We start from the raw sequence: 13,344 nt of genomic DNA on the forward strand, positions 1-13,344 counted from the left end.
AACGGAGCGGCTTCGAGACCATAGGCTCGAAGACCGAGAGAAGGCAGTGCGAAGCACCTGGATTTGCGCCACTCACTATTGCTGCGGAACATGTCCGTCGCACCTGCGACAGCGCGAAGTGATAAAGCGCGGAGTCCAGAGGCCCGCGCGTTACCGGGTCTCTGGTCGGTGTGGGCCGACGCCCACGGTCTTGACCTTAAAGCCAGTTTGGGAACTGAGTGTGTGGGCGGGGCGAGCCCACAAACAAATCGTCAGCTCGGGTACGGCACCCAGCTTCCGCCATTTAACCGGATATAAATTTTCCCCTGATATTCCATCACCACCGAGTTTTCATTCTCTGAAACCAGCGGAGTCTGCGGCAGGTTGGAGGCGAAGGTTTTCCAGTCCATCGTCGGGCTGGTGAAGACTTTGCCATCAACAGCGCGGGAAACCATTTCGGAAATCGCCATGTAGCTGCTCGGGTCGTCGATTTTCATCGGTGTTGAAGCGTGCTGCGCCTGCATACCGAAGAATTTCACGCCGACCGGGATGTGCGTAATGCCCGGACTCGGGATGTCGCGCAGGCCGGAAATCTGCATCTTATCGCCGACCAGCGCCGCGCCGTGTTCCGGCACAACGACCAGCATCACTTTACGACCAGATTTCTCCAGCTGATCCATAAAGGTATTGAGCTGGCTAAGCAGGGTCTGTGCACGGTTATGGTAATCCGCCCCCTTATTGCTGCCCACGTAGCGGTTGCCATCGTGCAGGGGGATCAGGTTGAAAAAGGTGGCGGTACGCGCCGTGCCTGCTTTTTCCTGATTTTCCAGCCAGCGGGAGAACAACTGCCCGTCGTTGAAAATCGGTGAGCCGTCGAATGACGTGAGTTCATAACCCAGACCGGCCTGTGACATCAGCGGAGCTTTCATATCAGCATCGTCACGCAGATTGCCGATGTAATTACCAAACACGCCCGTGTGGTCCATCGCCAGCTGATTGGTGAAGCCCAGACGTGCCAGATCGTCAAAAAGATAACATTGCTGACCGGCAGGCTGGTAAAGATTGTGGTGCGATGTCTGGCCGCAGCTGGCGCGCAGCAGGCGAATCGACGCCGGGCCGCTGTAGGCAGTCGCTGAGTTGAAATTGCTGAACACGAAATCGAAACGTGACCACAGCGGAGAGCTGGAGAGATTCACGGCGTCCAGATCCGACCAGGCCAGCGAACAGATGTTGATGACCAGAAGGTCGAAAGGCTGGGCATCCGCAGGCAGCGCATCCGGGAACTTCGTCGCCTTGCGGCTTTCGTTCTGGTAGAACTGCTCGAGATAAGCACTCAGATTGGCATTGGTCGGCGGGCCGTTAACGGTGTTGTCACCGGCAGGCTGCGCCGAAGTGGCAGCGGTCACGGCGGGGGTGTTTTCTGCCACCGCGGCCGCCGGAGAATGCGCGAAAAACGGCGTAATCATCCCGCTCAGATTCACCCACAGCAGTGCGATAACCGTGAACGTGGTCAGGCGCACCCACTGAGAAATAAACAGATAACCTACCAGCAGCGCAAAGCCGACGGCAATCCACTGCCAGTTTATAAAGCGGTCTGCCAGTTCAAGCAGATAGCTCACGCTGAAACCGGCGACGTCCGCGCCCTGATTCATAATTGAGCGCCAGCCCGGCAGCCAGGTGTCGTGGTACAACAGCGCCAGACCAAACGGCAGGGCCATCCACTGACGCCAGCGATGCAGACGCAGCGAAGGCAACGGGAATAATAATACGGCGGCAAACACCAGATTGCTCAGCGCGTCGAAATTCAGATAACCCTGTGAAAGCAGAACGAATTTAAGTAAGAAATAGTAGTTCCAGGCGCCAAGTCCGCGCCAGGATTGCCAGATCCGCAAACGCGGTGAAGAAGAATTCGGTTCGTTCATAGTGGAGTCTTGGATTTCCCTGTAACCGGAGAAACTTCAGTCAGCGCGTCGGAACGTTTGCGGTTCTTACTGATCATGCTGGCTGTCATCGGAGTTAAATAACGGGGTGAAAGAAAACGTGTCGCCAGACGGTTTTTCCAGCCGGGAAGGCGGCTGCGCAAAGCATATCCCAGCGGAATGAATATCACCGCGGCCAGAATAAAAATCTCAATGATGTCCTGGATATCCATTTCGCTTACTCCGGCTGCCGCTGAACAGGCGTGTCGTTTAACACGAGCGTCACCGGCACAGGGGCGTGGATCTGCGCGCGCTTCAGCGGTTCTGCTTTTTGTGGCACATACGTTTCAGGGCCGGTCACGGTTTTTGCCATCGGCGGTTTAGCCGCAAGACGGCGGACTTCGGTCTGAATATCCAGCTCCTGACTCCAGAATGTCTGGCTGGTGAAAACGTCTTTCACCGGCAGATTAAACAGAAAGGCCAGAACGTTCCCGACATCGCTAACCTGACAGTTCGACAGGAACAAATAAAGATGCCGTTCGGTCACGGTAAGAATATCGCCGTCGCGGCGCAGTGAGCACAGCGACATCGCCTGCTGCGGGCTGATCCCGGCGGCAGGGCGCAGCGAAATCAGTAAACCGCGTGATTCGGTGGCCAGTGAAGCATGGTTCCAGATATCGTTCATGACGCTGCAAAAAACCGGCAGCGGCAGATAGCCTTTATGGTGCGTCGGCAGCCGGCTGTCGAGCAGGGTTTCAATATCATCCTGCACGTGGCGGGTAAACGTGAGGTTTTGCAGATCGTCGAGCAGCGTCAGGAAATTAGAAAGCCGCGCAGCGTGCGGAACTACCAGGTTTGCGCCACAAGCCTGCAATAAACGCTGGTCAACATAGCGCAGGGAAGAATTCATTTCACGCACCACAATTTTCAAACCCGTACCGCGCTGCATACGCAGACGGTGGATCTGGCGTGCCATCACTTCCACGGCGTCATTGCCGCTCAGGGCAAAAATAACTGTCGCCGAGCGGGCGTGCAGGGCTCTTTCTGCCAGCTCTTCATTGCTGTCAAACAGGAACCAACGCTCGGACAGCGCCGGTGCGCCTTCCAGCACCGACCGCTCCGCCAGCAACATCCACTGATCGTCACCGGCCTGTTCGGCCACTGAGGCGGGTACATTTTTCTGAAGTTCCCAGCCGGTCTGGCGTGGTGTCAGCGGATAGAGCGTGTTGGCTTCCGCCCCTAATCCGTCGTGCCACCAGGAAATGCCCCACTGATTCGGGAGGGTATCGGTTTTTAAATCAGCAAGACCATATATATTGCGATGATATAAATGCAGCTGAGTTTTAACCCCATTAATACCCGCGCCGTAGCAGATAATAAGGATTGTTGCCTCTTTACTATTCGCGCTGGTACGCATTTCACTCACCCAATGGGCAAATTGTTTATCATTAAGCATCTGCCAGGAGGTAACAGGAAGTAATAAGATCATTAATAACGCAGGATGACGAGGCAAACGATTAATATCACCTGGCAATCCAAGAAACGCTTTCTTGCCGTCGGCTAACTGGTAATAAAACGTTTGCCTGGGGTGTTTCTTCAAATGAGAGAGAAGAATGTGGTCGTCGTCTAGTCTATTTTCTTCTTCAGTGCAAATTAAATTGTGCTGTGGGAAAAATACAGTGACAGGTGTTTCGCCCTGCTGAGCCTCAAGAGCCTGTCCGCACAGGTGATACGCGGCTTCCTGCTTGTCAGCGTTGACCCAGTAAAGCCCCCGGGCCTGCATTTGGGCTAATCCATTCCAGTATTGCTTCATGCCCAATGAAAAGGAGAGTGCCATATAGTTAATCTGCTTGTATTCGTTTTAGATAAAAAGTCTGCTTGGGACACACTGATAAATGTGAGTATAATAAATTCTATCATTGCTACATTAAATAATCATAATACTTCACAATTATGTTTGATACTAAAATGCCGCTATGTGAGCGGTAATTTTTCCGTGCCAGACCGCTAGCATTTTCATTGAAGCAGGGAGGAAGAACGGTGGGGCCCAATATTGTAGGCTCGGAAGAATCCGAGCCGTCAAAAGATGATGATTTTTTTGCGCTGAGTCACCTTTTTTCTTTAACTGAATTAAATTACGTGGATGTCGCCCGTAAAGAAAAAATTCCGCAACTAATGTCACGCTGGCCGTTACTGGCTGAGCTGGCGCAATACGATAAACACGGCGCGGAGAAAAACTAATATGTCTGTCATTGCGTTACAGGGATTTCGTGGCGGCACGGGGACGACGTCAGTCACCGCAGCGCTGGCCTGGGGGCTCGCGCAACTCAATGAAAGGGTTCTGGTGATCGACTTTTCACCGGAAAATTTGTTGCGTCTGCATTTCGGAATGCCTTTCACACAGACGCGCGGCTGGCGTTCAGCCTTTAATGCCGGCGAACCCTGGCAAAAATCCGCCATGCGTTATCATTCTCATCTGGACTTTTTACCTTACGGTAATGTCGGTCCTGAAAGTGCCCGCGCACAAAGCGGGGCGTCACCTGCATTTGACTGGAATAAAGCCATCACGCAGCTCAAAAACAGCGGCGTTTATGACTGGATCCTGATTGATTCTCCCGCCGCCGATCCGCTGCCGGCACAGGCCATCGCCGACAGCACGCTCGTTTTACTCCACGCCGACTCGCAATCTCATATACGACTCCATCAGCGCGCTTTACCGGCGAATGGCCGGTATCTGGTGAATCAGTTCGTGCCGTCCAGCCTGTTGCAGCAAGACATTTTGCTGTTGTGGCAGGAAACCTTGCCGGCCATGATCCCGGTTATTTTACACCGCGACGAAGCGATGGCCGAATCTCTGGCGGCCAAACAGTCGGTCGGCGAGTGGAAAGGAAACAGTAAAATCAGCCGCGAAATTAATACGCTGGCGAACTGGTTCCTGCTGAATTTGCGCGGAGTCCGATAAAATGAACCGCCTGCTGAACCTGTTCCTCGTGCCACCGGTGGTGTCTGAATTACATGACCGCTACCGGCGGTATCGCGCCAGTCGTGCTTCACGGCTGGCCTCGGGAACGATGGTCTTTTGTATCGCTGTATGCTGGCTGTTTCTGCGTTTTGAATCACCTTCCTGGCAAAATGTACAAGCCCGGCGCACCCGCTGGTATCCGCAATTTTCACCGTCAAAACCTCGTCTGGCCGATCCTTTGCGTTATCTGGTTCAGAGCCTGTGGTTGCTGGTAATTATTCCATCGGACGGCCTGCGCGAACGCATCGTTTACACCCGATGGCCGCAACGTTTACGCGAGAAAGTCATTCTGTGGCTGGAATCGCTGCCGAAACAGGTTAAACAGAACCCGCTGGAAATTCGCGTCACACGCCGCATTGGTAAAATGAACCGCCTCGGCAAACGCGTACTGATAACCCTGACCAGCCTGGTAGCGATTACGCTGGCGATGTTCTGTATTTCGCAGCCTTTCGGCTATATCGCGCAGTTTGTTTTCGTGGTGCTGTTGTGGAGCATTGCGATGATTATCCGGCGGATCCCGGGGCGATTCCCCGCGCTGATGCTGATAGTTCTCTCTCTGACCATTTCCTGCCGCTATTTATGGTGGCGTTACACCTCGACGTTAAACTGGGATGATCCGCTTAGCCTGATTTGTGGCTTGCTGCTGCTGGGTGCGGAAACCTATTCATGGACGGTGCTGGTGCTCGGTTATATCCAGACCATCTGGCCGCTAAACCGTAAACCGGTGCCGATGCCTGCGGATGTATCGACGTGGCCGACGGTGGATCTGATGATCCCTACTTATAACGAAGACCTGAGCGTGGTGAAACCGACGCTGTATGCCGCGCTCGGGCTGGACTGGCCGCGCGACAAACTCACCATTTACCTGCTCGATGACGGCAACCGCAAGGAGTTCGCCGATTTTGCGCATGAAATCGGGGTTCAGTATATTGCCCGCGAAACGCACGAACACGCGAAAGCGGGGAACATCAACCACGCGCTGAAATATGCCAAAAGCCAGCTGGTGGCGATTTTTGACTGTGACCACGTGCCGACGCGATCTTTCCTGCAACTGACCGTCGGCTGGTTCTTTAAAGATAAAAATCTCAGCATGTTGCAGACGCCGCATCACTTCTTCTCGCCGGATCCTTTCGAACGCAACCTTGGCCGCATGCGCCGCACGCCAAATGAAGGCGAGCTGTTCTACGGGCTGGTGCAGGACGGTAACGACCTGTGGGATGCCAGTTTCTTCTGTGGTTCATGCGCGGTGTTACGCCGTGACGTGCTCGATGAAATCGGCGGCATCGCGGTGGAAACCGTCACTGAAGATGCGCACACCTCGTTGCGGATGCACCGCCACGGCTACAGCTCGGCATATATCCGCATTCCGCAAGCCGCCGGTCTGGCGACAGAAAGCCTGTCAGCGCACGTCAGCCAGCGTATCCGCTGGGCGCGCGGGATGGTGCAGATTTTCCGCCTAGATAACCCGCTGTTTGGCAAAGGGCTGAAACTGGCGCAGCGGCTGTGTTATGCCAACGCCATGATGCACTTTCTGGCCGGTATTCCGCGGCTGATCTTCCTGACTGCGCCGCTGGCGTTCCTGCTGCTGCACGCTTACGTGATTTACGCGCCTGCACTGGCCATCGCGCTGTACGTGCTGCCGCACATGATCCACGCCAGCCTGACCAACTCGAGGGTGCAGGGGAAATACCGCCACTCCTTCTGGAATGAAATCTACGAAACCGTGCTGGCGTGGTATATCGCCAGGCCGACGACCATCGCGCTGTTTAATCCGCACGCCGGGACTTTTAACGTCACGGCAAAAGGCGGCCTGAACAAACATGCGTATGTCGACTGGAAAATCAGCCGCCCGTATCAGGTGCTGATGCTGCTTAATCTGGCCGGTCTGTTCTTTGGGATTTACCGCGTGATGTATGGCCGCACCGACGAAATTCTTACCGTGCTGGTGAGTATGGCATGGGTGATTTACAACATGATTATTCTGGGCGGGGCGATCGCGGTGGCATTCGAATCCAAACAGGTGCGTCAGGCTCACCGCGTGGAAGCCAAAATGCCGGCGTCATTAATGCGCCCGGACGGGCATATTTATGTCTGTACCGTGCAGGACTACTCCGATAATGGTGTCGGGCTGGAAACCGAGAGTGCAAGCCAGTTCCAGCCGGGTGACAACGTCACGTTACTGCTTCATCGTGGTCAGCAGGAGTATACATTCCCGATGCAAATCAGCCGTGTATTTGGCAAAAGCATCGGCATGCAGCTTCAGCCTTTAACCACCCAACAACATATCGATTTCATTCAATGTACCTTTGCCCGCGCTGACAGCTGGGTATTACGTGAAGACAATTTCCCGGAAGACAAACCTATGGAAAGCCTGCGCGAAGTGATGGGGCTGGGTATCCGCGGTTATCTGCGGATGCTGGACATTGCCCCGAAAAAATATCGCCCTCTGGCCTCCGGCACCCAGGCGTTTGGCTGCTGGTTGCTGTCCTTTGCCCCACGCAATCCGCCGCTGTCTGCTCAGCCTGATGAATCCAACCTGATGATGACTAAACAATGAAAAGACTTCCTTTGACGACTTTAATGGCATCCGCATTGATGACATTGGCTTTGGGTTCAGCGGCTCCGGCGTTCAGCGAGCAGGCACCGGCACCTGACGCTGCACAAAATACGCCTGCGCCGCAAGTGCTATTGCCGGTGGTTGCGCCGGCGGTCAATCCGATGATTATTCCGGGTGCGCCGGTACGCAACGTGACGCTGCCGTTTGCGGATGTCGCCCCGACGCCGGGCGCGATTACCCTGCGCGGTATTCAGCCCAACGGGCAAATCGAATTTGGTGTGCGCAGTGACGAAGTCGTGACGCAGTCCACCCTGAATCTAGAATTCACGCCGTCGCCGTCATTAATTCCGGTGCAGTCGCACCTCAAGGTATATCTCAACGACCAGCTGATGGGCGTTGAAGTGATTGATAAAGACCAGCTCGGCAAGAAAAATCACTTACAGATGGTCATTGATCCGCGCTACATCACCGATTTCAACCGCATCCGGCTGGAGTTTATCGGCCATTATCAGAACGTCTGTGAAAATCCGGCCAACACCACGCTGTGGCTGGAAATCGGCAAGGGCAGTTCGCTCAGTCTGCAATACCAGAAACTGCCGCTCAGCAACGATCTGGCGCATTTCCCGGTGCCGTTCTTTGATGCGCGCGACAGCCGTCCGCTGGATTTACCGATGGTATTTGCCGCGTCTCCGGACGCCAGCCAGCAACAGGCGGCCGCCATTCTGGCGTCGTGGTTTGGTGCTAAAGCGCAGTGGCGCGGGCAGTCTTTCCCGACGCTGTACAACCAGCTGCCGGACAACCACGCCGTAGTGTTTGCCACCAACGACAAACGTCCTGATTTCCTGAAAGACATGCCGCCGGTGAAAGGGCCGGTCGTGCAGATGGTCAGCCGCGCGGACAATCCTTACGTCAAAATGCTGCTGATTCTGGGGCGCGATGACAACGATTTGCTGACTGCCGTAAAAGGCATTTCGCAGGGCAATATCCTGTTCCGTGGCGAAACCGTAAGCGTGGATAACGTTGATCATATCCAGCCTCGCCAGCCTTACGACGCGCCAAACTGGGTGCGGACAGATCGTCCGATGAACTTCGGCGAACTTAAACAGTACGCGGAACAGTTGCAGTCGGACGGCCTCCAGCCGAACCCGATCACCATGAACATCAATCTGCCGCCAGACCTGTTCCTGATTAACAGCACCGGTATCGATATGCGCCTGAAATATCGCTACACCTCGCCGCAGCTGAAAAATACCTCCCGTCTGAGCATCAGCCTGAATAACCAGTTTGTGCAGGATTTAACCCTGAAAGCCGGTCATGACGAAGAATCGCAGCTTCTGCATTTGTCCCTGTTACAGGGGCTGCTGGACGGCAGCAAAGATCTGAACATTCCGGCGCTTAAACTCGGCGCGGTAAACCAGATGCGCTTTGACTTCGATTACACCTCGCTGCTGGCGAGCGGAATGGAAGGGCGCTGCGAAACCTACACCACCGTGCCAAACCACGTCGTGATCGACGACAGTTCCACCATCGACTTCTCCGGTTACCGTCACTTTATGGCGATGCCGGATTTGCGCGCATTTGCCAACGCCGGTTTCCCGTTCAGCCGCATGGCCGATTTGTCACAGACGCTGGTACTGGTTCAGCCGCAGCCGCAGCCGGTTCAGCTCACCACATTACTGGATGCGATGGGTAATATCGGCGCACTGACCGGTTATCCGTCACTTGGCGTTAGCCTCACGGAAGACGCGGCAAAAGCGAAAACCACCGACGCAGATTTACTGGTTATCGGCAACCTGCCAGCGGGCATGCGCGACGACACCCTGCGTGATGACAAAAAAGCCAACCTGCTGCTGGATGCGGCGCGCGATGCGGTCAATACACCAATCCGTCAGGCTGCGTTACCGGACAACACCGCACCGGCCAGCGATGCGCGCGTCGATACCAGTACGCAGATCAGTGCGCAGGGGCCGATTGCGGCCATCGTCGGTTTGCAGTCCCCTTACTTTGACCAGCGCAGCGTTGTGGCGCTGATGGCCAACGGTCAGAAAGGCTTTGAGATGCTGAACACCTCAATGCAGGATGCGAAACAACGGGCGCAGGTCTTTGGCTCCGTGACCGTGGTGCGCGATTCCGGCGTGAGCAGCCTGAAAGTCGGCGATACCTACTATGTCGGCCATCTGCCGTGGTGGGAACGCGTGTGGAATGCGCTGGCAAACCATCCGGCCTTGCTGGCACTGATGGCGGTTATTGTGGTGATTCTTTCTGCAATCTTACTGTGGACCGGCCTGCGTTCTCTGGCGCGTCGTCGTCAGTCTGATGATGACCAGGAATAGGCTTGTGAACACGCGTCGTAGAATACCGTTTATTTTCAACCGGCTGGCCCTGACGCTCGGGCTTGCTCTGCTCGCCGCGCCGTCAATTTCGGCGCCGGTGGTTTCCCCCGAGCAGTGGTTGCTGGAACAGGTCCGCGTCGGGGAGGCCAGCCATCAGGACGATCTGGTGCGTCAGTCGCTGTTTCGTCTGGAATTAATGGATCCGAAAAATCCAAAAGTGTTGTCCGCACGTCTTCGCCTTTCCCTGCGGGAAGGCGACCAGGTTAAAGCGCAGCAACAGCTGGAAAGAATTAAAGAGGTAGCGCCGGGTTCTGACGAATACCGTCAGGCGCAGCTGAGCCTGAAGATCGCCTCGCCGGAGATGCAGCAAAAACTCCAGCAGACGCGTTTGCTGGCCACGGCAGGGCGTCTGGATGAAGCGAAAGCGCAGTACGATCAGCTTTTTGATGGCCAGCCGCCAACCTTAGATCTGGCGGTGGAATACTGGCAACTGGTTGCCCGCCTTCCTGGGCAAAAAGCGCGTGCACAGGCGCAGTTACTGGCGCTGAATAACCAGTATCCAGGCGATGTGCAGTTGCGTTTGCAGCTGGCGCAGATGGCCTTTGAACAAGGCGATAACGCCAAAGCCGTGGTTCTGGTGAAACAGATTGCCGCCACCAATGAAGGGCGTTCACCCGCCGCTGATTTGTGGCTGGCGAAAATCAAAGATCAGCCGGTAAGCAATGCCAGCGTTGACGCGCTGCAACAGTTTATTGCCACGTTTGATACCGGCCCGCAGGCGATTGCGGCACAGCAGGAACTTCAGCGTCAGCAGGGTTTGCTGGCCGATCCTCATTATCAGGCGCGCGTTCGCGGGCTGGCGCAGGTCAGCAACGGCGGTTCAGCCGGCGCGATCGCTCCGCTTAAACAGGCGTTGCAGGCCAAACCGAATGATGCCGAAGTGCTGGGCGCAATGGGGCTGGCGTATTCCCGCGCCGGTAACCGCCAGCAGGCGCTGAATCTTTTCGAGCGGGCCAAAGCCGCCGAAACTGACGGTTATAATTCCGGTAAATGGACCAGTCTGATCCAGGCCAACAGTTACTGGCTGAAAATCAGTCAGGGCGATAACGCGCTGAAAGCCAACCGGCTTGATCAGGCCGAAGCGGCGTACAAACAGGCGCAGCGCATCGACTCACGTGATCCGTGGGCGCTGATTGGCCTCGGTGATGTCGCCGTGGCGCGCAAAAATGACCCGCAGGCCGGGCAGGCTTATTTGCATGCGCTGCGGCTGGAACGTGATAACAGCAGCGCCCAGCGCGGGCTGGTGAATATTTATCAGCGTCAGTCATCGCAAAAAGCGCTCGATTACCTCAATTCATTACCGGCTGCATCTCAGGCAAAACTGATCGATAAACAACGTGGATTACAAAGTGACATTGTCACTGAACAGGCCGAAAAGTACGTTGCTCACCGCCAGTGGAATCAGGCGGCGAACCGTTATGCCGAAGCCCTGAAACTCAATCCGGATGACGTCTGGACGACCTACCACTACGCCAATGCGCTGCGTGAAGCCGGAGAACCGGCACAGGCAGACGCCGCTTTCGCACATCTTGCGGCAAAACGCCCAGCGGATGCGGAACAGGTTTACGCATATTCACTTTATCTTTCCGGTTCTGACCGCGACGACGCGGCGCTTCGCCATCTGCATACGCTGCCGGAAACGACGTGGAACGACAACATGCGCGAAATGGCGCAGCGCATTCAGCTCGATAAAACCCTCACCGGCATTGATACCGCGTTAGCGGCGGGTAACAAATCGCAGGCGAAACAACGGCTGCAAGCCGCCGATCTGAAAGGCATGAGCCTGAATCAGCAGCGGCGTGTCGCGATGGCGTGGCTGGACGTGGGCGAAACCTCACGCGCCGCCGCACTGTTACAACCGCTGAAAACCGCAGCACGAACTCAACCTGCCGGGCAGGACAAAGCGCTGATTTACCGCAATGCGGCAAACGTAGAACAACAGCTCGGTCAGCCGCAACTGGCGCGTCAGGATTACGAACAGGCGATGATTGCCAGCGGGATCACCGACAAACAGCCGCAGGACAACGACAGTTACACCCGTCTGACCCGTAACAACGCCAGCGATGACTGGTTGAAACGTGGTATCCGCTCGGACGCGCATGACCTCTACCGCCAGCAGGATGTGAACTTCACGGTGGACACCGATTCCTGGACCTCCAGCGGGACGCCGGGGAAATCCGACCTCACCGCTAATACCACCATGTTCCAGGCGGATATGCCGGTTTATCAGGGGCGTGGATTCCTGCGTGCCGACTGGGTGCGTATGGACGCGGGAACGTTTGACAACGAAAACGGCAACTACGAAGCCAGTTTCGGGAGCTGTAGTGATCAGAATTGCCGGAGCTACCGCAGCCAGACGGCCAACGGCGTCAGCCTTGGTGCGGGCTGGGAAAACGACAAATGGAAAGGGGATCTGGGCACTACGCCGCTGGGCTTCCCTGTCGTTGACTGGGTCGGCGGGCTGGCCTACAGCGGAGACTGGGGTGATATCGGCTGGACGACCACCGTTTCACGCCGTCCGGTTTCAAGCTCACTGCTTTCCTTTGCCGGTGCAAAAGATCCGGGAACCGGCACCACCTGGGGCGGCGTACGCGCGACCGGTGCCAGCCTGGGCCTGAGCTACGATCAGGGGCTGGCAAACGGCGTCTGGGCAGACGTCAGCGCACATCAGCTGACGGGTGAAAACGTCGAAGACAACACCCGCGAACGCCTGATGGGGGGCTATTACTACAAAGTTATCAACGAAGATAACCGCCGCGCGACCGTCGGCCTCAGCTCCATGCTGTGGCATTACCAGAAAGATCTCAGCGGCTACACGCTGGGGCAAGGTGGTTACTACAGTCCGCAGCAGTATTTCTCTTTATCGGTACCGGTGAATTATCGCCAGCGCACCGAAAACTGGTCATGGCAGCTGGGCGGTTCGGTTTCGTGGTCACGTTCATCCACCAGCGATGAAAAGCGGTATCCGATCCAGAATCTCGTACCTGATTCTCTGCCGGACAAAGGCGCTGTCGAAACCGGCAGCAGCGGTTCCGGGTTTGGTTACACGGTTCAGGCGCTGGTCGAACGCCGTGTCAGTTCCCACTGGACGGTGGGTGCCGGGATCGACATCCAGCAGGCTAAAGATTACACGCCGAGTCACTATCTGCTCTACGCGAGATATTCATTAAGCGGATGGCAGGGGGATTTGGATATGCCGCCGGAGCCGTTGGTGCCGTACGCGGACTTTAAGTAATGCCGGAGCGGGCATCGGGCGCTAATCGCCCGAGCTGGCCTGAGGTCAAGTTCAAAACCTTGGCTTGCCGCCCAAACGGGCCTCAAGGAGCGCCTGTCGCCGCGCCCCTTGAGAATTCCGGGCTCTTAAACTGCGAGCGGAGCGCGTGTTGATAAAGCGTGGGGAAATCCAAAAGGGGAAAAGCACTTTCCCCTTTTGGTCGGTTTCGGCACCCGGCGCTGAGTGATAACTGCCATTGA

At 55.9% G+C, this 13,344-nt stretch carries 8 protein-coding genes; 5 read left to right on the forward strand and 3 right to left on the reverse strand.

What is annotated here, in order from left to right; translation table 11 throughout:
• Positions 1-251: 251 nt before the first annotated feature.
• From bcsG to bcsE, 3 genes are read right to left on the reverse strand one after another with little or no spacing between them, the layout of a single operon-like run.
• Complete coding sequence (gene bcsG, locus J8X26_RS13535) at positions 252-1,901, reverse strand: cellulose biosynthesis protein BcsG (RefSeq protein WP_165057456.1); 1,650 nt, start codon at positions 1,899-1,901, stop codon at positions 252-254.
• A complete protein-coding gene (gene bcsF, locus J8X26_RS13540) occupies positions 1,898-2,131 on the reverse strand; it encodes a cellulose biosynthesis protein BcsF (protein WP_152326170.1) in 234 nt (77 codons plus the stop codon). The genes bcsG and bcsF overlap by 4 nt, the downstream gene beginning before the upstream one ends.
• A 5-nt stretch (positions 2,132-2,136) precedes the next feature.
• Positions 2,137-3,735 carry a cellulose biosynthesis protein BcsE gene (gene bcsE / locus J8X26_RS13545; RefSeq protein WP_208951113.1) on the reverse strand — a complete coding sequence of 533 codons (1,599 nt, stop codon included), beginning with the start codon at positions 3,733-3,735 and terminating at the stop codon, positions 2,137-2,139.
• Positions 3,736-3,938: 203 nt separating this feature from the next.
• Between bcsE and bcsR the strand changes: the two genes are divergently transcribed.
• From bcsR to J8X26_RS13570, 5 genes are read left to right on the forward strand one after another with little or no spacing between them, the layout of a single operon-like run.
• Complete coding sequence (gene bcsR / locus J8X26_RS13550) at positions 3,939-4,139, forward strand: cellulose biosynthesis protein BcsR (protein WP_152326368.1); 201 nt, start codon at positions 3,939-3,941, stop codon at positions 4,137-4,139.
• A gap of 1 nt (position 4,140) precedes the next feature.
• Positions 4,141-4,860 carry a cellulose biosynthesis protein BcsQ gene (gene bcsQ / locus J8X26_RS13555; RefSeq protein ID WP_208951114.1) on the forward strand — a complete coding sequence of 240 codons (720 nt, stop codon included), beginning with the start codon at positions 4,141-4,143 and terminating at the stop codon, positions 4,858-4,860.
• A gap of 1 nt (position 4,861) precedes the next feature.
• Positions 4,862-7,477 carry a UDP-forming cellulose synthase catalytic subunit gene (bcsA, locus tag J8X26_RS13560; RefSeq protein ID WP_208951115.1) on the forward strand — a complete coding sequence of 872 codons (2,616 nt, stop codon included), beginning with the start codon at positions 4,862-4,864 and terminating at the stop codon, positions 7,475-7,477.
• Complete coding sequence (gene bcsB / locus J8X26_RS13565) at positions 7,474-9,810, forward strand: cellulose biosynthesis cyclic di-GMP-binding regulatory protein BcsB (protein ID WP_208951116.1); 2,337 nt, start codon at positions 7,474-7,476, stop codon at positions 9,808-9,810. The genes bcsA and bcsB overlap by 4 nt, the downstream gene beginning before the upstream one ends.
• Before the next feature lie 4 nt (positions 9,811-9,814).
• Positions 9,815-13,105 (forward strand): cellulose biosynthesis protein BcsC, encoded by a 3,291-nt coding sequence (locus J8X26_RS13570; RefSeq protein WP_307803472.1) that lies wholly within the window; start codon positions 9,815-9,817, stop codon positions 13,103-13,105.
• The last annotated feature ends 239 nt before the right edge of the window (positions 13,106-13,344 follow it).

The organism is Rahnella sp. ChDrAdgB13, assembly GCF_017655185.1.
Taxonomy (GTDB): domain Bacteria; phylum Pseudomonadota; class Gammaproteobacteria; order Enterobacterales; family Enterobacteriaceae; genus Rahnella; species Rahnella contaminans.

Coding starts and splice junctions, on each gene's coding strand:
- bcsG (WP_165057456.1), bottom strand. CDS start 1,901: ATGAACGAACCGAATTCTTCTTCACCGCGTTTGCGGATCTGGCAATCC.
- bcsF (WP_152326170.1), bottom strand. CDS start 2,131: ATGGATATCCAGGACATCATTGAGATTTTTATTCTGGCCGCGGTGATA.
- bcsE (WP_208951113.1), bottom strand. CDS start 3,735: ATGGCACTCTCCTTTTCATTGGGCATGAAGCAATACTGGAATGGATTA.
- bcsQ (WP_208951114.1), top strand. CDS start 4,141: ATGTCTGTCATTGCGTTACAGGGATTTCGTGGCGGCACGGGGACGACG.
- bcsA (WP_208951115.1), top strand. CDS start 4,862: ATGAACCGCCTGCTGAACCTGTTCCTCGTGCCACCGGTGGTGTCTGAA.
- bcsB (WP_208951116.1), top strand. CDS start 7,474: ATGAAAAGACTTCCTTTGACGACTTTAATGGCATCCGCATTGATGACA.